This window comes from Arthrobacter sp. SLBN-112 (genome assembly GCF_006715225.1).
Lineage (GTDB): Bacteria > Actinomycetota > Actinomycetes > Actinomycetales > Micrococcaceae > Arthrobacter.
Genome location: NZ_VFMU01000001.1, coordinates 991,113 through 1,010,685 on the forward strand (window position 1 = coordinate 991,113; position 19,573 = coordinate 1,010,685).

Consider the following 19,573-nt stretch of genomic DNA (forward strand, 5'->3'; position numbering starts at 1 on the left):
CCTGCGCAGCGGGACTGGAGGCGGCTGCGCAGTGCGGGGTGCCTGCTACCCCCGGGCCGTGAGGTCTGCCGAGATGAGCTTCGCGGTGGCCACGATCTCCTGCGCAACTGATGCCAGGTAGGCGTCCCGGTCCGGTTTGGCCTCCACGGACTGGGCCTGCAGGGACACGTTCACCGCGGCCACCACTTTGGACCCGTCGTACACAGGAGCGGCTACGGACATCAGGCCCAGCTCCAGTTCCTGGTCCAGCAGGCACCATCCTTGGGCGCGGACGGTTTCCAGGACAGCCAGCAGGTCCTGGACAGAGCCGAGGGCACGCGGTGTCAGCGGTTTGATGTCGGCAGCAGCAAGGTAGGCCTTGAGCTCTGCCGGCGGCAGGTGTGCAAGCAGCACACGGCCCATCGACGTCGCGTAGGCCGGGAAGCGGGTGCCCACCGTGATGCCGATGGTCATGATCCGGCGCGTGGTCACGCGGGCGATGTAGGCGATGTCCGTGCCGTCCAGCACGGCGGCGGAGGTGGACTCCCCCAGTTTGAGCGAGAGCTCCTCCAGGTGCGGCTGCGCCAGCTGCGGCAGGGACAGCCCCGAAAGGTACGCGTACCCCAGCTGGAGGACCTTGGCCGTCAGCGCGAACGTCTTGCCGTCGGTGCGCACATAGCCCAGCTCCACCAGGGTGTGCAGGAACCGGCGTGCGGTGGCCCGGGTCAGACCGGTGCGGCCTGCCACCTCGGTGAGCGTCATGACCGGACGCTCGGCGTCGAAGGCACGGATTACGGCCAGGCCCCGGGCCAGCGACTGGACATACTGGTCGCTGGCCTGGGGGGCGGGCTGGTTATCGGTACCTGCGGCGTCGGTCATGGTTACCAATCCTAGGGCCGTCCTCAGGCGCCGGCTTTGAGGGGAACGGGCACCAGTTCCTGGAGCTCCTCGAGGGTGCAGCCGAAGGTTTCACGGACGGTGACGCCCTCGGGGCCGGTGAGGAACACGGCTTTGTCGGTGTAGACGCGGGTCACGCAGCCGACGCCGGTGATGGGGTAGGTGCAGGACTCGACGATCTTGGAGGCGCCTTCGCGGGTCAGGAGGGTCATCATGACGAAGACGTCCTTGGCCCCGGTAGCCAGGTCCATGGCACCGCCGACGGCGGGAATCGCCCCGGGTGCCCCGGTGTGCCAGTTCGCCAGGTCACCGGTGGCGGATACCTGGAAGGCGCCCAGGACACAGATGTCCAGGTGCCCGCCGCGCATGATCGCGAATGAATCGGCGTGGTGGAAGTAGGACGCCCCGGGGAGCTCGGTCACGGGGATCTTGCCCGCGTTGATGAGGTCGCCGTCGATCTGGTCCCCTTCAGCAGCAGGGCCCATGCCAAGCATCCCGTTCTCCGTGTGGAGGGTGATGTTCTGTTCGTCAGTGAGGTAATTGGAGACCAGGGTGGGCTGCCCGATTCCAAGGTTCACGAAGGAGCCCGGTGCGATGTCCCTGGCCACCAGCCGGGCGAGGTCGTCCCGGCCCAGCGGTGTGGTGGAGGTCTGGAGCGTTGTTGCGGTGCTCATCTCACGCTGCCTTTTCGGTGGTGGTGGAGGTGCCTGCGCCGCTGCCGGCAACCTTGACGATGCTGTTGACGTAGATCCCCGGGGTGACGACGTTCTCCGGGTCCAGCGCGCCCGTGGGGACGATCTCCGAGACCTGGACGATGGTCTGCTTTGCCGCCGCCGCCATGATGGGGCCGAAGTTCCGGGCGGTCTTGCGGTACACCAGGTTGCCCTTGCCGTCGGCCTTGAGGGCCTTGATCAGGGCGACGTCGGCGTGGATGGGGGTTTCGAACACCTGCCATTTGCCGTCCAGGAACCGGGTTTCCTTACCCTCGGCCAGCATGGTGCCGTACCCGGTGGGGGTGAAGAACCCGCCGATTCCAGCCCCGGCAGCCCGGATCCGCTCGGCGAGATTGCCCTGCGGCACCAGCTCCAGCTCGATCTGCCCGGCCTTGTACTTGGCGTCGAAGTGCCAGGAATCGGACTGCCGGGGGAAGGAGCAGATCATCTTCTTCACCCGGCCTTCCTTGATAAGGAGGGCCAGACCCTGGTCACCCTGGCCGGCGTTGTTGTTCACCACGGTCAGGTCCGTGGCGCCGCATTCGAGCAGGGCGTCGATCAGTTCGAACGGCTGCCCGGCGTTGCCGAACCCGCCAATCATCACGGTGGAGCCGTCCTTGATACCGGCCACGGCCTCCTGGACGGAATCTACGAAGTTCAGCATTACTGGTCCTTTCCAGCGGTGACGTTTTCGAGCACGACGGCCAGGCCCTGGCCCACGCCGATGCAGATCGCCGCGACGCCCCAACGTTCGCCGGAGACCTGCAGGGACCGGGCCAGGGTGCCCAGGATCCGGGTTCCGGAAGCACCCAGCGGGTGGCCCATGGCGATGGCCCCGCCGTGCCGGTTCACAATCGAGGGGTCGATGCCCCAGGCGTTGATGCAGGCGAGGGACTGGGCGGCAAAGGCTTCGTTAAGTTCGACGGCGCCCACCTGGTCCCAGCCGATGCCCGCCTTCGCGAGCGCCTTGTTTGCCGCCTCCACGGGGGCGTAGCCGAAGTACTGCGGATCATTCGCATGCGCCCCGCGCCCGGCAATCCGGGCCAGCGGGTCCAGCCCCAGCAGCCCGGCGGCAGCCTCGCTGCCCACCCATGCCGCGGAGGCGCCGTCGGACAACGGCGAAGCATTCCCGGCAGTGACCGTGCCGCCGACCTCGGCGCCCTCGGGCTCGTTACGGAACACGGTCTTCAGGGCGGCGAGCTTCTCGGCGGTGGAGCCTGGCCGAATGCCCTCGTCCCGGACCAGGTCCGTGCCTGGCACCGGCGTCACAAGGTTGTCGTAGAACCCCTCGTCCCATGCCGCAGCGGACAGGTTGTGGGAGTTCGCCGCGAACTCGTCCTGGGCCTGCCGTGTGACGCCGTACTTCTCGCGGAGCCGCTCGGTGGCCTCGCCGAGCGAGATGGTCCACTCCTTGGGCATGGCCTTGTTCACGAGGCGCCAGCCCAGGGTGGTGGAGGCCAGGGTCATGTCACCGGCCGGATAGGGCTTCTCGGTCTTGGGCAGCACCCAGGGCGCGCGGGACATGGACTCGGCCCCGCCCACCAGCATCAGGTCGGCGTCACCGGCGTTGATCTGGCGGGACGCGATGATGGCGGCGTCCAGGGACGATCCGCACAGCCGGTTGACCGTGGTGCCGGGGATGGACACCGGAAGGCCCGCCAGGAGCGTGCCCATGCGGGCGATGTTGCGGTTTTCCTCGCCCGCGCCGTTGGCGTTGCCGAACACCACCTCGTCAATCCGCTCAGGATCAAGGCCGGGGGCGCGCTTCACGGACTCCTTGATCACATGCGCGGCAAGGTCATCCGGACGAACTCCCGCCAAACCGGAGCCGAACTTGCCGAAGGGTGTGCGTACGGCGTCGTACACAAAAGCCTGGTTCATCACTGTTCCTCTACATTTCTGTCTGGTGTGCCCAACTAGGTAGCAGTTGATGTCGTTTTGGGGGCCCATAGCGACATCTGCTGCTACCTAGTTGGGTGGGGTTCGTCGGCGTGGGTGCTGTCGATCTCGCGGAACACCTGCTGTGCTGTCTTGAAGGCGGTGTTGGCGGACGGGACGCCGCAGTAGATGGCGGTCTGCAGCAGGATTTCCTTGATCTCGTCCCTGCTGAGGCCGTTCCGGAGGGCGGCGCGGATGTGCATGGCCAGCTCTTCCCAGTGTCCGTGGGCCACCATGGCGGTGATGGTCACGGCGGAGCGCATCTGGCGCGGAAGCCCGGGCCGGGTCCAGATGCCGCCCCACGCGATGCGGGTGATCATGTCCTGGAAGTCCTCGGTGAAGCCGTCCTTGTTGGTGTTGGCCCGGTCCACGTGGGCGTCACCCAGGACTTCGCGCCGGACCACCATGCCGCCGTCGTAAATTTCCTGGCTGGTGGCGCCGGGCTGGACCACCCCGTGCCGCTCATTGCCGCTCACTTGGCTGCTCCCTGTGATTCGGCCCAGGACATCAGGCTGCGCATCAGGTCTGCCACGTGTGCCGGCGCCTCGGCGGGTGCCAGATGCGCCACGCCCGCAAGCGTGACGGCGGTGGCGGTGCCGCCCCCTGCGGTGATTCCTGCCGCGACTTCTTCCGCCATTTCCGGTGTGGCCACGCCGTCCAGCGCCCCGGCGATGACCTGCGTGGGCACCTTGATGCTGCCGAGTTCACTGCGGACGTCAAAGGCGGCCAGGGCTTCGCAGCAGAAAGCGTAGCTGTAGCGGTCGGCATCGCGCAGGGCGTGCAGGAGGCGGCTGCTGAACTCGGGTTCCCGGTCCATGAAGCCCGGCGCGAACCAGCGCTGCGCGGAGCCCTGGATCATCACGGGAGTGCCCTGGGTGCGGACCGTTTCGGCGCGCTCCAGCCAGCCCTCCGGGGTGCCGATTTTGGCCCCGCTGTTCTGCACGGACAGGCTCTTCAGCCGCTCCCCGTGCTTGATGCCAAGCTGCAGGCCTACGGTGCCGCCCAAGGAGACACCGGCGTAGTGGAATGCCTCACCGGGGGCGATCGAATCGACCAGGTCCACCACGGCGTCCGCGAGGGCCGCGACGTCGAACGTTTCGGTGGCCGCGGGCGAGACACCGTGGCCGGGGAGGTCCCAGGCCACCAGGTCGATGTCAGCGCCGAGCAGGGTGGCCACGCGGTTCCACAGGATGGAGGAGGTGCCCAGGGACGGGCCCGCCACCAGCAGGGGGTGATCGCCCAGGGGTCGCTGGGGTGACAGCAGCGCTGCTTTGAGGGCCGGTTTAGCCACGGGGAGCTCCGTTCGCATCGGGGGTCGGGGATACAAGGTCGGGGTAGGCCGCCAGGATGCGGCGGGAGATTTCGGCCGCCTGGCCAAGGTAGCTGCCGGGGTCCAGGAGTTCTTCCAACCGCTGGTCCGGGACGACGACGGCGGGGACGGCGTCGCGGAGCAGGCTGCGGTAGGTGGCGGCTTGCTCCGTCGCGGGCGCCTGCAGGGTCCGGTCCACCACGTCCTGCAGCTGCTGCTTGCCGCTGCGGCCGTCCTTCCCGTCCAGCAGCGGTGCGACCGCTGCGTTGATGCCCTCAGCCAGCAGCAGCGGGCCGGCGAGATCCAGGTTGCGGCGCATGGCGTCGGGGAAAACCTGCAGCCCTTCGGCCAGTTCGCGGATATGTCCGGCGGCGCCGAGGGCCAAGGCCAGGAGTTGCCGGAGGGCAGGCCACTCGATGTGCCAGGCGCCGTCCGGGCGTTCGTCGTTGAAGGTGGCGGCGGCCAGGTGCAGCTGGGCAGCCAGGCCCGGGGCCTGCAGTGCCGCACTGCGGACCAGGACAGACAGGACGGGGTTTTGCTTCTGCGGCATGGCGGAGGACACCCCGCGCCCGGCAGCGCGCGGCTCGGCCAGCTCGGCCACCTCCGGGCGGCTCAGGAACAGGACGTCCGCGGCGATCTTGCCGAACGCGTCCAGGACCGACGCCAGCGCGTGCCCAAGGGACGTCACGGGCAGGCGGTTGGTGTGCCAGGGAGCCGCTGCAGGGGCCAGGCCCAACTGGGCTGCCAGGGCATCGGCAAGGGTGAAGGGGGTAGCGGAGGAGCCTGCCGTCAGTACGGTTCCGGCCGCGAGCGTTCCGGCGGCCCCGCCGAACTGGACCGGGAACTCCAGGCCTTCCAGCTGCCGGCCGGCGGCGGCCACGCCCTGGAACCACTGCGCAGCCCGCAACCCGAAGGTATAGGGAAGCGAATGCTGGGTCAGGCTCCTGCCCACGCACAGTGTGCCTTCATGTTGGCCGGCCAGGGCGGCCAGCGCGGTGGTGGTGGCTTTCAGATCTGCCACCACGGCGTGCACGGTGTTGCGTGCCACCAGCATCAGGGCGCTATCCAGCACGTCCTGGCTGGTCAGGGAGGTGTGCACGGCTTTCCCGGCGCCAACCCCGGCGGTATCCAGCGCTGCCACGTTCTTCCGGAGGTCCGCCAGCAGCGGAATCACCGGGTTGCCGCCGCCCTGGGCACGGAGCGCAATATCGGCCAGGTCGTAGCGGCGCGCTTCGGCAGCGGAAACCACGACGGCGGCGGACCCGGCAGGTGCCAGGCTGGCCCGTTGCAGCACGGCTGCCCAGGCGGATTCGACAGCGAGGATTGCCGCCAGCACTGCCCGGTCCCCTGTCAGCGCCGCCACCAACGGTGACGCTGATACGGGGCTGAGCAGGCCGGCGTCGGCCTCTTCCGCAAATGCGCGCAGGTTTCCAGGGGCGGCGTTGGTCACTGGAAGTCCAGGAAGACCGTCTCGCCCTCACCCTGCAGGCGGATGTCCCAGGTGAGGCCGCCATCAGGGTCGCGGCGGGCGATCAGCGTCTGGCGGCGTTCCGGATCCAGCGAGCTGAGCAGCGGGTCATTGGCCAGCGCCTCGGTGTCCTCGGGCATGTAAATGCGGGTGAACAGGCGGTTGGTGAGGCCGCGGGCGAAGAGCGCCACGGAGATGAACGGCGCCGCCCCCGGGTTGGTGGGGCCCGGGTTGACGGTGGTGAAGGTGAACACGCCGGAGTTGCCCACGGCGCCGCGGCCCCACCCAGTGAAGGTGTAACCGTCGCGGACCAGGGAGCCCGTGCGCTGGACAACCTTGCCCTGGGCGTCCGGCTGCCAGATTTCCAGGATGGCGTCCGGGATGGTGTGGCCGGCGCCGTCGTAGACGGTGCCCTGCAGGCGGATGGAGCCCGGGAAGCCGGGAGGCAGCAGCTCGTTGTCCTTTTCGAACGGAAGCGCGTAGCCGTAGAAGGGGCCCACGGTCTGGCCGGGGGTGGGTACCAGTTCGGTGCTCATCGTCTACTCCTCGTCACCTTCTGCGCCCAGCGCCTCGTTTTCGGTCCAGGTCCGCTTGGGACCGGTCAGGACGATGTCCCAGTTGTACCCCAGCGCCCACTCGGGCTCGGTGAGGCTGTGGTCGTACGTGGCCACCAGCCGGTCGCGGGCGTCCTGGTCCACGATGGTCTGGTAGATGGGGTCCAGCGGGAAAAGCTGGTCGCCCGGGAAGTACATCTGGGTGATGATCCGCTGGGTGAACTCGGTGCCGAAGAGCGAGAAGTGGATGTGAGCGGGGCGCCACGCGTTCAGGTGGTTCTTCCACGGGTAGGCGCCGGGCTTGATGGTGGTGAACCGGTAGGAGCCGTCCGGTTCGGTGATGCAACGGCCGATGCCCGTGAAGTTGGGGTCGATGGGGGCCGGGTGCTGGTCGCGCTTATGGATGTAGCGGCCGGACGCGTTCGCCTGCCAGATCTCCACGAGCTGGCCCGCCACCGGGCGGCCGTCGCCGTCCAGGACCTTGCCGGACACGATGATCCGCTCACCCAGCGGCTCGCCGTTGTGCTGGATGGTGAGATCCGATTCCAGGGCGTGCACGTCCTGGTGCCCGAACGCCGGCGAGTACAGCTCGATGGTTTCGGGGTCTGCGTGCTGCAGGCTCTTGGTGGGGTGGCGCAGGATGCTGCTGCGGTACGGCGCGTAGTCCAGGCGCGGCTGGGTCTCGGGCTGGCCACCGTCCTTGAGCGCCCGCTGGTAGGCCTCGCCGATGGCGTTGATCTCGGCGCTGAGGTCCGCCTGTGACTCGATGGCCTTGTCCAGGGGCTGGTGGGCAGCCTTCGGTTCAGCCGGGGGCACGAGTTCCTCCGACTCCAGCTCCGCGGTGATGTCTTCCGGCATTGCTGGCTCCTTTCTGGTGGGTTGTTCTCTTAAAGGTCTGGCTTGGATGGAAGATTTTGCTTGATGGTTCAGGTGCGGTGCAGGGAGTCGTACTGGACTGCGTGGCGGACCGGGGCATTGGGGGCCCCGTAGCCGTCGTAGTTGCCGCGGCGTTCCACCATTTCGAAGAACACGCTGCCCACGGTGGCGGTGTAGAAGTGCAGGAACTCGCCGTCGGCGTCCCGGTCGAACAGGAGGTTGAGCTCCTGCAGGGTGGCCAGGAAACCGGGCTCGAGGTCGAACCGGGCGTCCAGGTCCTCGTAGTAGTTGGCCGGGATCTGCAGGAATTCCAGGCCCCGGTCCCGTGCTGCCCGCGCCGTGGCCACGAGGTCGTCCACCGCGAAGGCGATGTGTTCCTGGTAAGTCTTCCGGGCATCGTTCTGCGCCTGCTGCACCGGTGCCAGGTTCAGCACCAGACGTACGTCGCCGTTAGAGGTCTGCATGACCTGCGAGCGCACCAGCCCGCTGGGGCTGGGCACCTCCGCGAACGGCTGCGGCTCCAGGGCCAGCGCGCTGGTGTAGAAGAGGACTGCTTCATCGAAGTGCTGCCATGGCTGGGCAAGGTTGACGTGGTCGATCACGGCGCTGGCTCCGGCGGAAGGGTGTTCCAGCCCTTCCCCGAACTCATGGGTCCATGCCGCGGTGCCGTCAGGGCTGCCCTGGCAGAGGAAGATCTCGGTGGAGTCCGGGGCGGAGATGCCCTGGAACACTTCCTCGTCCGCCTGCACCTTGCGGGCCACCACGGGGGCCTTGAGCTGCTGGGCCCGGGCGGAGGCAATCACGGGGGAATCGACGTCGAACCCCAGCGCGGCGATGGCTGGTTCGGCGTGCTGCGCGGCCTGTTCGTTGATGATCACGCGGGCCTGGCCCATGGTCCAGAGCTGGACGTCCTTGGTGCGGTGCCGGCCTTCGAACGCGAAGCCGAGCTGGCCAAGGAGCCGCTCCAGCTGCGCGGTGTCGTCCGCCTTCACCTCGGCGAAGTTGAAGCCGGCAGGCTCGTTCACCTTGGGCAGCGTGGCAAGTTCCATGGGATAACGACGGCGGAGGCCGGCTCCGTCGTTCGGCGCCCCTTCGGCGTCCGCGAGCCATTTGGCGCTCTGCTCTTCAAGCCAGATGAGCGAACGCATGGCGTCCACGGCCGTGCGCTCCACGTCGGACTGGCGGAAGACGTCGTTAAAGACCTCCAGCGAAACAGGTCCGGTGTAGCCCGCACGGACCACGTGGCCCATGAACTTGGCCAGTTCAAACTGCCCTTCGCCCGGGAAGACCCGGTAGTGCCGGCTCCAGGACAGCACGTCCATGGAGAGCTTGGGGGCGTCCGCTACCTGGACGAAGAAGATTTTGTCCGGGTTGAACGCCTCGACGTGGGCGGTTTCCCAGTCACGGGACAGGATGTGGAAGGAATCCAGGCAGGTCCCGAGGTTGGGGTGGTCCACCATCTCCACCAGCCGGTAGGCGTGCTCGTAGTCGTTGACGTACTTTCCCCAGGCCAGCGCTTCATAGGCAACCTTGACGCCGTGGTCTCCGGCCAGGTTGGCCAGCTGTGCCAGCTGTTCGGCGCGGAGGCCGTCGTCGTCGATGGTGGCTGTGGCGACGTTGGAGCACACCAGGATGGTGTCCATGCCCAGCCGGGCCATGAGCTTGAACTTGGCCTCAGCCCTGCGGAGGTTGGCCTTGAGCAGGTCCGGCGTCACGCCGTCGAAATCCCGGAACGGCTGGTAAAGGTCAAGGCCAAGTCCCAGGTCCGCGGCCATCTTCCGCACGTCCTCGGGACTGAGCGGCGAGGTGACGAGGTCCTGTTCGAAGATTTCGATGCCATCGAACCCGGCGATGGCGCATGCCTGCATTTTCTCCTTGAGGGTGCCGGACAGGCAGACGGTGGCGATTCCGGTGCGCATCAGGCGTTCACCTCCTCGGCGGCCACAAGCTCCAGGAAGTGGCTGCGCATGCGGTCCGGATCAGCATCCAGGCCGGTGAAGATCCGGAACGCGTCCGCGGCCTGGCCCACCGCCATCCGCCCGCCGTCCAGGACGTCGCAGCCCTTGGCCCGCGCGCCGCGGACCAGTTCGGTGTCGATGGGGCGGTAGACGATGTCCGCCACCCAGTGCCGGGGCTCCAGCAGGTCCAGGTCCAGCGGGACACCGGGGTGGGCGGCCATGCCCACGGGGGTGCAGTGCACCAGGCCGTCGGCCACGCGCATCAGCTGCGGCAGCTCCGCCGTCGTGCCTGCCGTCACGGTGCCGTCCGGGAAAAAGCCCGCCAGCTCGGCAGCCCGGGCCTCGGCCCGCATCGGGTCCACATCCACCAGGTGCAGCGTGCGGACGCCGGCCGTCAGCAGGGCGTAGGCGACGGCGGATCCGGCACCGCCGGCGCCCAGCTGCACCACACGGTCCAGCCGGGCTCCGGGGAGGCCGGACGCCAAAGCGGCGGCGAAGCCGGAGAAATCAGTGTTGTGGCCGATAAAACGGCCGTCGCGGATCACCACGGTGTTCACGGCCCCCAGCCGGCGGGCATCCGGGCTCACCTCGTCCAGGTGCTGCAGGACCAGCTGCTTGCAGGGGTGGGTGATGTTCAGGCCGTTGAAGCCAAGGGTCCGGGCGCTGTGCAGGATGGCACCCACCGACTCTCCGGTCAGGCCCAGCTCCAGCAGGTCAATGGGGCGGTACAGGTAACGCAGGCCCTGCACGTCCCCTTCCCGTTCGTGCATGGGCGGCGTGAGCGATGGCGTGACGCCATCACCAACCAGTCCCACCAGGTAGGACTCAATTCGATTGCTCATGCGTGCAGCTCCTTTGGTACGGCACCGGGCAGGCGCGGAAGTTGGGCGCGCTGCGGGTGACAGGGATTACGGTACATCAATTGTTCACTCCTCGCACTCTTGTTCTACATACGAACAACGAGGCGCAAAAACGGGCGATTCTTTGGCTGCTAGCGCTGCGGCAGCCTTGCGGCGAGCTCCGCGGCAGCTTCCTGCAGTAGCGGAACGTGGGCCTTCAACTCCTCGAGGCCCAGGCGGAACACCGGCACGGCAGTTGCGAGGGATGCGAAGGCATGGCCCTGGCTGTTGAGGAGCGGGACGGCCACGGCGCGCATGCCCGCCTCGTTTTCCTCATCCATGACGGCGTAGCCCTGCCGGCGCACCTGCTCGATTTCGGCGCGGAATGCATCCCGGTCCGTGATGGACTTTTCGGTGAGCGCTTCGAGCGGCAACTCTGCCAGGAGCCTTTCCCGCTCCGCGTCCTCGGCGAAGGCCACCAGGGCTTTCCCGACGGCGGTGGTGGACAGGGAGCCCAGATGGCCGGGGTCGCTGGTCACCCGGAACATCTGGGGACCGTCCACCTTGCTGACCGTCAGGTGATGGTGGCCGTCGCGGACGCTGAGGATGGTTGCCTCGCCGGTCTCGGCGGTGACCCGGCGCAGGACCGGCGTGGCAGTACCAGCGAAACCATGATGGTTGGACACACGCTGGCCCAGCTGGAAGATGCGCAGGCCCAGATGGTAGCGGCGGCCGTCCGGCTCATAGTCCACAAAGCCGTCACGGGTCAGGGATCCAAGCAGGCGATAGGTGGTGCTGAACGGCAGTTCCGCCCGGCGGGAAATCTCCGCGGCGCTGGCACCGCGGGGCTCGTCCCCCAGCAGGACCAGCAGCCCCAGGGCTTTGCCCACCATGTCCGTACGGTCCGCAGGACGGCCGCCGACCTTGGCTTCCGGGGGCATGGCGTTCACGGGCTCTGCGACGGCGGGGACGGCAGCAGCGGATTCTTCATTGACCGCTGTGGTTTGGTTCACACTCATAACCCGATGTTCCCACAATGTGAGAGCTATTTCTAGATGGTGAGTATTTTCTTGACAGGTGACTGCCCTCACAGTCATAGTTTCTATATCGCACAAGTAGCTCCCACCATGTGGCTACAAATGCTTGGGTCTTTTCCGGACTCCAGCCGCATCGCGCCCCGCCCGCACCAAGGCAGCGGCGGCTGCGACCCCCAGATCCACATCCGCGACAATGTCGTCACACCAAAGGAACACCATGAGCCAGACACTTCCGTCCGCCGGGGCGGGTGCCCTCACCTCCGCCGGGACGCCCAAGAAGGCCGCCCTCGCCAGCTTCCTGGGCAGCGCCGTCGAATACTATGACTTCTTCATCTTCGGATCCGCTGCGGCGCTGATCTTCCCCAAGGTCTTTTTCCCCGATGCAGACACCAACGCTGCCATCATGTCCTTCGCCACCTTCGGGTTCGCCTATGTAGCGCGTCCCGTGGGCGCCATCATCCTGGGCCACTTCGGTGACCGGGTGGGCCGCCGGAAGGTCCTGATGTTCACCCTGCTGCTCATGGGCGCATCGACGTTCGTGATCGGCTGCCTCCCCGACTTCCGGACTGTCGGCTGGTGGGCTCCGGCCCTCCTGGTGATCGCCCGCCTCTGCCAGGGCCTCAGCGCCGCCGGTGAGCAAGCCGGCGCCTCCTCAATGACCCTCGAGCACGCCCCGGACAACCAGCGGTCCTTCTTTACCTCCTGGACCCTCACCGGTACGCAGGGCGGCCAGATCCTCGCCGCCCTGGTCTTCATCCCCGTCCTGGCACTGCCGGATGAGGTCAAGTACGGCATCGGCTGGCGCATCCCGTTCTGGCTCAGCGCCGTGGTGGTCATCGTTGCCTTCTTCATCCGCCGCACGCTGCACGAACCGCCGGCATTCGAGGAAGCCCAGAAGAACGCCCAGATCTCCAAGCTTCCCGTCGCCGACCTCCTCAAGGGCCACTGGCGCGACGTCCTGCGTGTTGTCGCCTGCGCCTTCATCGCCGCTGTCTCCACCGTGTTCGGCACGCTGGCCATCAGCTACGCCAAGACCGTCGCCGGAGTGGACGGCACCACCACCCTCTGGCTCGTCGTGGGCGCCAACCTGGTGGCCCTGGGCACCCAGCCGCTCTTCGGGAAGCTCGCGGACAGGATCGGCCGCAAGCCCGTCTTCATCTACGGCGCCGTGGCCAGCGCAATCCTGACCCCGCTGTTCCTGCTCAGCCTGGAATCCGGCAGCATTCCGCTGATGTTCGTTGCCGCCATCGGTTTCTTCTCCTTCGGCTACGCCGCCTCCAACGCCGTCTGGCCGTCCTTCTACGCCGAGATGTTCAGCACCAAGGTCCGCTTTTCCGGCCTGGCCATCGGCACCCAGCTGGGCTTCCTGATGGCAGGCTTCGCACCGGCCATCGTGGCTGCCATGGGCGGCATCAAGCCCGGCGGATGGGTGCAGATCAGCATCTTCACCGCCATCATCTGCACCATTGCCGCAGTATCCGCCCTGACCGCCAAGGAGTCCTTCCGGACCCCCACCAAGCTGCTGGGCCTGAAGTAGCGGCGACACACGCGGGCGTTCCTGCCCAGTTACTGATTAGTCAAAGCCCGCCACCTCCGGAAACGTCCGGAGGTGGCGGGCTTTTGCGTGCGATCCGCAGTGGAACGGCGGCAGTAACCGGGCAGGAATGCACGACGGCGGGGGTCTCGGCTACCCCCTGCCGGTCTCCAGCACCGAGGCCAGGTCAAAGTTGACCGGTTCCTCCAGTTGTTCGTACGTGCAGGATTCCGGGTCCCGGTCCGGCCGCCACCGGTTGAACTGGGCAGTGTGGCGGAACCTGTCGCCCTCCATGTGGTCATAGCGGACTTCCACCACCAGTTCGGGCCGCAGCGGAACGAAGGACAGGTCCTTCCCGGCGCTCCACCTGCTGCCTTCGGCGTTCCGCGGGGTCCGTTCCCCCTCTTCCTGCTTGGCCCACGCCCAGGGGTGGTTGTCGAAATCCGTGACCAGCGGCTGGAGCTGGTCAAACAATTCCTTCCGGCGCTTCATGGGGAAGGCGCCGATCACGCCCACGCTGGCCAGGCCGCCGTCGTCCTTATAGAGGCCCAGCAGCAGGGAACCGATGGCGTCCGGGCCGCTCTTGTGGAGCCGGTAGCCCGCCACCACGCAGTCCGCGGTGCGCTCGTGCTTGACCTTGAACATCACCCGCTTGTCCGGTTCGTACCGGCCGTCCAGCCGCTTGGCCACGATGCCGTCCAGCCCGGCCCCCTCAAACTGCTCGAACCATTGGGCGGCGGTATCCTTGTCCGTGGTGGCGGCGGTCAGGTGGACCGGAGCGCTGCTGGCCGCGAGCGCCTTCTCCAGCGCCGCCCGCCGCTCGGAAAAGGGCCTGCCGGTGTAGTCGTCGCCGTCCAGTGCAAGGAGGTCGAACGCCACGAAACTTGCCGGCGTTTGCTGGGCCAGCAGCTTTACCCGGCTGGCGGCGGGGTGGATGCGCTGCTGCAGGGCGTCGAAATCCAGCCGGTCGCCGGAGGCGCCCACCAGGATAATCTCGCCATCCACCACGCAGCGCTGCGGAAGGTTTTCCTTCAGCGCGGCCACGAGCTCCGGAAAGTAGCGGGTCATGGGCTTTTCATTGCGGCTGCCGATCTCCAGGTCATCACCGTCACGGAAGATGATGGACCGGAAGCCGTCCCATTTGGGCTCGTAGCTAAGGTCACCACTTCCTGGAATGCCGTCAATACCGCTGACGGCCTTGGCGAGCATGGGCGGGACGGGCGGCATCACGGGAAGTTCCATAGTGCCCATTCTTGCCCGGCCCGCACCCTGGACGGTAGGGCGCCACGGTGCCCAGAAGGTTTTCAGCCGGCCAGCAGCCAGACCACCAGGACCAGCACGGGCGCTGCGGCGGCGGTGGAGAGCAGGATGGTTTCCCGTGCCACCGCCACGCCCTTCCCGTATTTGCTGGCAAACAGGAACACATTCTGGGCGGAGGGAAGCGCCGCCATGAGCACCACGCCCAGCAGCATGCGGTGGTCCAGGTCAAAGAGGAAGCGGCCGACGACGAACGCCACCGCCGGCATCACCGCGGACTTGAGTGCCGTGGCAGTGAGGATTTCGGCCGTGTGGCCGCCGCTTCGCAGCATTTTGGTTCCGTGCAGCGACATCCCGAATGCCAGCAGCACCACGGGGACGGCCGCGCCGCCCAGGAGTGTCAGCGGTGCCATCACCGGGGCCGGGGGCTGCACATGGAACGCGGCCAGGACCACGCCCAGGAGCGAGGCGATGATCATGGGGTTCCGGAAGGGCTGGGTCAGCATGAGCCGGGGCGAGAACCGGCCGGCTTCGGAGAGGTCCAGCAGGGTCAGGACCAGGGGGGCGAACAGAAGCAGCTGGACCAACAGGACCGGAGCCACGGGGGTGGCGTCCCCCAGGGCGTACAACGTAATGGGGATGCCGATGTTGTTGGCGTTGACGTAGGAGCCGGCCATCGCACCGATGGCCGTCTCGGCCAGCGGCCTTCGGAACCAGATCCGGCTGGCGGCCACATAAAGAAGCGCGGTGACGGCCGCCGTAATCAGGGCGAGCGGAACATAGGCGGAGAAGACCACGGAGAGGTCCGATTTCAGCACCACCGTGAAGAGCAGCACGGGGTTGGTAATAAAGAAGGCGGTACGGGTCAGGGCCGAGATGGTGGGTTCATCGCCCAACCCGCACCGCGCAGCGATATAGCCCACGGCGATCACCACGCCGATCACCGCCAGTCCAATGAGCACACCGCCCACGTGGGGTACTTCCTTCCCGTTCCGCCGCACCCTGCGCCCCGGCAGGGCACAGTATTACAAGTCCTAAACTTATCGGACAAGCAGCCCGCGCTTTCGCCACCTGTCCACCAAATGGCCGGGTACCCCTCGACAGGCCGCCCTGCGGGACGGTACAGCTTAACGATGGTTACCGTCGGCTTCCACGCATCCCACGAACAGATCAGTCCCGGCCAGTTGCTCAAGGACGTCCAGCACGCCGAACGCGCCGGCTTTGACGCGGCCATGTGCTCCGACCACATCGAGCCGTGGTCCGCCCGGCAGGGGCACTCCGGCTTCGCCTGGTCCTGGCTGGGCGCGGCGCTGGCCACCACCAGCCTGCGGTTCGGCGTTGTCACCGCTCCCGGCCAGCGCTACCACCCCGCCATCATCGCCCACGCCTCCGCAACCCTGGCCTGCATGTTCCCGGGCAGGTTCTGGTTCGCCCCCGGCAGCGGCGAAAACATGAACGAGCACATCACCGGCGACGCCTGGCCGGCCAAAGACATCCGCCAACGCCGGCTCGAAGAGTGCGTGGATGTGATCCGCCGCCTGCACCGCGGGGAGGAGGTCAGCCACCGCGGACTCGTCACCGTGGAGCAGGCGCGGATCTGGGACGTCCCCGACTCCCCGCCCCCGCTCATCGCCCCTGCCATCAGCGTGGACACGGCCCGGCGCGCGGCAGCCTGGGCGGACGGCCTGGTCACCGTCAACCAGCCGGCGCCGAAGCTCCGGGACATGCTCGCCGCTTACCGCGACAACGGGGGCAAGGGCAAGGCGGTGCTGCAGGTGCACCTGTCCTGGGCCGGCAGCGAGCAGGAGGCGGCGGCCGTCGCCCTGGACCAGTGGCGGACCAACACGTTCGCACCGCCCATCCCCTGGGACCTGCCCTCCGCGGGGCATTTCGACGGCGTGGGCGAGCACGTGGGCGAGAAACAGGTCCGCGGCGCGGTCAATGTTTCCGCCAGCCTCAATGCGCACGCGGACTGGCTGTCCGAATACGTGCACCTGGGCTTCGATGAGCTGTACCTGCACTTCGTGGGGCAGCGGCAGGATGCATTCATCGACGCCTTCGCCGCTGAGGTACTCCCGCAGGTCCGCACCCCTGACCCCACCAGCGCGGAACCGCAGCTTGCGGCGGCAACCGCCAGCCCGGCGTCGGACACCCCGGCATGAGGATCGCCGAGACCTCGGACCTGTGGTGGAAGAACGCGGTGATCTACTGCCTGGACGTGGAGACGTTCTTTGACGACGACGGCGACGGCACCGGCGATTTCGCCGGCCTCACCCAGCGGGTGGACTACCTCGCTGCGCTGGGCGTGACCTGCATCTGGCTGATGCCGTTCTACCCGTCCCCGGACCGAGACGACGGCTATGACGTCACGGACTTCTTCGGCGTGGACCGCCGCCTTGGCACGTTGGGCGACCTGGTGGAATTCATCCGCGCCGCGAAGGACCGGGGCATGCGGGTGATCGCCGACTTCGTGGTGAACCATACCTCGGACCAGCACCCCTGGTTCGTGGAAGCCCGGAAATCCACGGACAACCCGTTCCGCGACTTTTATGTGTGGCGAAAGGACACTCCCCCGGACACGTCCTCGGAGGTGGTGTTCCCTGGGGAGGAGAACTCGCTGTGGACCCTTGATGAGGCCACCGGCGAATGGTACCTGCACATGTTCGCCAAGTACCAGCCTGACCTCAACGTCACCAATGCCGGCGTGCGGGACCAGATCGCCAAGGCCATGGGACTGTGGCTGGAACTGGGGCTTGATGGTTTCAGGCTGGACGCCGTGCCGTTCTTCCTGGAAACCCGCGGCGCACCCAAGGACGAGGCAGCGAACATCAACCCGCACGGGTACCTCTGTGCGCTGCGGAGCTTCATTAACCGGCGCAACGGCAGCGCCGTGCTGCTGGGGGAGGTGAACCTGCCCTACAAGGAGCAGCTGGAATACTACGGCGGCCCCGAGGGCAACGAACTGAACATGCAGTTCGACTTCCTGGCCATGCAACACATCTACCTGTCGCTTGCCCGGCAGGATGCGCGCCCGCTTGCCGAGACGCTCAAGAGCAGGCCGCCGATCAACCCGGACAACCAATGGGCCATGTTCGTGCGCAACCATGACGAATTGACCCTGGACAAGCTCAGCGACGGCGAGCGCCAGGAAGTCTTCGCCGCGTTCGGGCCGGAGAAGAACATGCAGATCTACGGCCGTGGCCTCCGGCGGCGGCTGCCTCCGATGCTCGGCGGAGACCAGGAGCGGATCCGCATGGTGTATTCCCTGATGTTCTCGCTGCCCGGCACCCCGGTGCTGTTCTATGGCGAGGAGATCGGCATGGGTGAGGACCTCCGGCAGAAGAGCCGCGCCGCAGTGCGCACGCCCATGCAGTGGAACACTGAAAAGAACGGCGGCTTCTCCAATGCCAAGGCATCAGAGCTGGTGGCCCCGCTGGTGCGCGGTGAATACGGGCCGGAGAACGTCAACGCCGCTGCGGCCAAGCGGGACCCGGAATCGCTGTTCAACTTCATGGCTACGCTGATCGCGCGCTACCGCGAGGCACCAGAGCTGGGATGGGGCTCGTTCGGGATCATCGACCAGCCGGAATCTGCGGTCTTTGCCCACACCTGCAGCTCCGACGGCGGCACGCTGGTGCTGCTGCACAACTTCGGCGAAGAGCAGGTGAAGGTCACCGGACGGGTGGGACCGGAGGATGGCCCGCCCCAGGCTTACCGGGACGCCATGCTGCTGGACCTGTTCGACGGCGGCAACGCCCCCTTGGAGCCCGACGGCAGCTTCACGGTGGAACTGGGACGCTACGGCTGCCGCTGGTTCCGCGTGCACCGCAAAGGCGACCGGCTGGCACCGTAACCCGCCGCCCGCCGTCGTGCTTTGTGAAAAGATCAACCATGCACGCAATGCAGCACTCCAGCAAGCTTGAAAACGTCCGGTACGAACTCCGGGGCCCGGTCCTGCAGGCTGCCAAGAACATGGAGGCTGAGGGGCACCGGATCCTCAAGATGAACCTCGGGGACACGGCGCCGTTCGGCCTGGAGGCGCCGGAATCCGTGGTGGTGGACATGATCCACCACCTCCGCGGCGCCCAGGGCTACAGCGACTCAAAGGGCATCTTCACGGCACGTACCGCCATCTCGCAGTACTACCAGACGCGTGGCCTGATGAACATCGGGGTCGAGGACATCGTGATCGGCAACGGCGTCAGCGAACTGATCTCCATGAGCCTTCAGGCGTTCATGGAAAACGGCGACCAAATCCTGGTCCCGGCCCCGGACTACCCCTTGTGGACCGCCGCCGTGACCCTGACCGGCGGCAAGCCGGTGCACTACCTCTGCGACGAGGCGGAGAACTGGTGGCCGGACATGGCAGACGTGGAAGCAAAGATCACCAGCCGCACCAAGGGCATCGTGATCATCAACCCGAACAATCCCACCGGTGCCGTCTACCCCCGCCACATCCTGGAACAGTTCGCGGCGCTGGCCCGGAAGCACAACCTGGTCCTGTTCTCTGACGAGATCTACGAGAAGGTGCTCTACGAGGACGCAACGCATATCCACACCGCCTCCGTGGCCGAGGACGTGTGCTGCCTGACCTTCAGCGGCCTGTCCAAGGCCTACCGGATGCCGGGCTACCGGGCGGGATGGGTGGCCATCACCGGGCCGCTTGCCGCTACCGCCGCATACCGTGAAGGCCTTGAGCTGCTGGCCTCGCTGCGCCTGTGCGCCAACGTTCCCGCCCAGCACGCCATTCAAACCTGCCTGGGCGGCTACCAGAGCATCGAGGCCCTGGTGCAGCCCGGCGGCAGGCTGCGCGAGCAACGGGACCTTGCCCACCAGCTCCTGACTGCCATCCCCGGCGTAACCTGTGTGCCGGCGTCGGGCGCCATGTACCTGTTCCCGCGCCTGGACCCGGAACTCTATCCGATCGCCAACGACGAGAAATTCGTCCTGGACCTGCTCCGGGACCAAAAGATCCTGATCTCCCACGGCTCGGCCTTCAACTGGCCCGCGCCGGACCACTTCCGGTTCGTCATCCTTCCCTCGGTACTGGACATTGAAGAAGCTGTCCGGAGGATTTCCACCTTCCTTGCCGCCTACCGCAACGGCAGCGACGCCTGAAAGCGACAGACATGAAACCGGTGCGGCGCGAAGAACTAACCGCACGCTAACCGCGGGGAAACCGCTGCGCAACATTCGCGGCCCACACTGGGTAGT

At 67.0% G+C, this 19,573-nt stretch carries 18 protein-coding genes; 4 read left to right on the top strand and 14 right to left on the bottom strand.

Annotation, left to right across the window (positions count from 1 at the left end; all coding sequences use genetic code 11):
* Positions 1–45 precede the first annotated feature (45 nt).
* From FBY33_RS04615 to FBY33_RS04670, 12 genes are all read right to left on the bottom strand, one after another.
* Positions 46–858 carry an IclR family transcriptional regulator domain-containing protein gene (locus FBY33_RS04615; protein WP_142029503.1) on the bottom strand — a complete coding sequence of 271 codons (813 nt, stop codon included), beginning with the start codon at positions 856–858 and terminating at the stop codon, positions 46–48.
* A 23-nt stretch (positions 859–881) separates the two neighbouring features.
* Positions 882–1,550 (bottom strand): 3-oxoacid CoA-transferase subunit B, encoded by a 669-nt coding sequence (locus FBY33_RS04620; protein ID WP_142029504.1) that lies wholly within the window; start codon positions 1,548–1,550, stop codon positions 882–884.
* Position 1,551: 1 nt separating this feature from the next.
* Positions 1,552–2,253: a 3-oxoacid CoA-transferase subunit A gene (locus FBY33_RS04625; RefSeq protein ID WP_142029505.1), complete on the bottom strand. Its 702-nt coding sequence runs from the start codon at positions 2,251–2,253 to the stop codon at positions 1,552–1,554.
* Positions 2,253–3,470 (bottom strand): thiolase family protein, encoded by a 1,218-nt coding sequence (locus FBY33_RS04630; RefSeq protein WP_142029506.1) that lies wholly within the window; start codon positions 3,468–3,470, stop codon positions 2,253–2,255. The genes FBY33_RS04625 and FBY33_RS04630 overlap by 1 nt, the downstream gene beginning before the upstream one ends.
* Before the next feature lie 83 nt (positions 3,471–3,553).
* Positions 3,554–4,003, bottom strand: a complete 450-nt coding sequence (gene pcaC / locus FBY33_RS04635; RefSeq protein WP_200831320.1) for a 4-carboxymuconolactone decarboxylase — start codon at positions 4,001–4,003, stop codon at positions 3,554–3,556.
* A complete protein-coding gene (locus FBY33_RS04640) occupies positions 4,000–4,818 on the bottom strand; it encodes an alpha/beta fold hydrolase (RefSeq protein WP_142029508.1) in 819 nt (272 codons plus the stop codon). Before FBY33_RS04640 ends, pcaC begins: the two co-directional genes overlap by 4 nt.
* Positions 4,811–6,286, bottom strand: coding sequence for a lyase family protein (locus FBY33_RS04645; protein ID WP_142029509.1), 1,476 nt, complete (start codon positions 6,284–6,286; stop codon positions 4,811–4,813). Before FBY33_RS04645 ends, FBY33_RS04640 begins: the two co-directional genes overlap by 8 nt.
* Positions 6,283–6,840, bottom strand: a complete 558-nt coding sequence (gene pcaG / locus FBY33_RS04650) for a protocatechuate 3,4-dioxygenase subunit alpha (RefSeq protein ID WP_142029510.1) — start codon at positions 6,838–6,840, stop codon at positions 6,283–6,285. The genes FBY33_RS04645 and pcaG overlap by 4 nt, the downstream gene beginning before the upstream one ends.
* Before the next feature lie 3 nt (positions 6,841–6,843).
* Complete coding sequence (pcaH, locus tag FBY33_RS04655) at positions 6,844–7,716, bottom strand: protocatechuate 3,4-dioxygenase subunit beta (protein ID WP_142029511.1); 873 nt, start codon at positions 7,714–7,716, stop codon at positions 6,844–6,846.
* 68 nt (positions 7,717–7,784) lie between these two features.
* Entirely contained in the window at positions 7,785–9,653 is a 1,869-nt protein-coding gene (locus FBY33_RS04660; RefSeq protein ID WP_142029512.1) for a bifunctional sugar phosphate isomerase/epimerase/4-hydroxyphenylpyruvate dioxygenase family protein, read from the bottom strand.
* A complete protein-coding gene (locus tag FBY33_RS04665) occupies positions 9,653–10,534 on the bottom strand; it encodes a shikimate dehydrogenase (RefSeq protein WP_142029513.1) in 882 nt (293 codons plus the stop codon). The genes FBY33_RS04660 and FBY33_RS04665 overlap by 1 nt, the downstream gene beginning before the upstream one ends.
* A gap of 149 nt (positions 10,535–10,683) precedes the next feature.
* Positions 10,684–11,472: an IclR family transcriptional regulator gene (locus FBY33_RS04670; protein WP_142032550.1), complete on the bottom strand. Its 789-nt coding sequence runs from the start codon at positions 11,470–11,472 to the stop codon at positions 10,684–10,686.
* Between the two features lie 313 nt (positions 11,473–11,785).
* Between FBY33_RS04670 and FBY33_RS04675 the strand changes: the two genes are divergently transcribed.
* Positions 11,786–13,105 (top strand): MFS transporter, encoded by a 1,320-nt coding sequence (locus FBY33_RS04675; protein ID WP_142029514.1) that lies wholly within the window; start codon positions 11,786–11,788, stop codon positions 13,103–13,105.
* Positions 13,106–13,255: 150 nt separating this feature from the next.
* Here FBY33_RS04675 and FBY33_RS04680 read toward each other — a convergent pair whose 3' ends face one another.
* The gene (locus FBY33_RS04680; protein ID WP_142029515.1) at positions 13,256–14,344 is read right to left on the bottom strand and encodes an ATP-dependent DNA ligase; all 1,089 of its coding nucleotides are present in this window, start codon (positions 14,342–14,344) and stop codon (positions 13,256–13,258) included.
* 62 nt (positions 14,345–14,406) lie between these two features.
* On the bottom strand, positions 14,407–15,330 hold the full coding sequence (locus FBY33_RS04685; protein ID WP_142029516.1) for an AEC family transporter: 924 nt from the start codon (positions 15,328–15,330) through the stop codon (positions 14,407–14,409).
* A gap of 162 nt (positions 15,331–15,492) precedes the next feature.
* Here FBY33_RS04685 and FBY33_RS04690 point away from each other — a divergent pair, with 162 nt between their 5' ends.
* From FBY33_RS04690 to FBY33_RS04700, 3 genes are read left to right on the top strand one after another with little or no spacing between them, the layout of a single operon-like run.
* Positions 15,493–16,521, top strand: coding sequence for a TIGR03885 family FMN-dependent LLM class oxidoreductase (locus tag FBY33_RS04690; RefSeq protein WP_142029517.1), 1,029 nt, complete (start codon positions 15,493–15,495; stop codon positions 16,519–16,521).
* The gene (locus FBY33_RS04695) at positions 16,518–18,212 is read left to right on the top strand and encodes an alpha-amylase family protein (protein ID WP_142029518.1); all 1,695 of its coding nucleotides are present in this window, start codon (positions 16,518–16,520) and stop codon (positions 18,210–18,212) included. Before FBY33_RS04690 ends, FBY33_RS04695 begins: the two co-directional genes overlap by 4 nt.
* Before the next feature lie 38 nt (positions 18,213–18,250).
* A complete protein-coding gene (locus FBY33_RS04700) occupies positions 18,251–19,477 on the top strand; it encodes a pyridoxal phosphate-dependent aminotransferase (protein WP_142029519.1) in 1,227 nt (408 codons plus the stop codon).
* Positions 19,478–19,573: the final 96 nt, after the last annotated feature.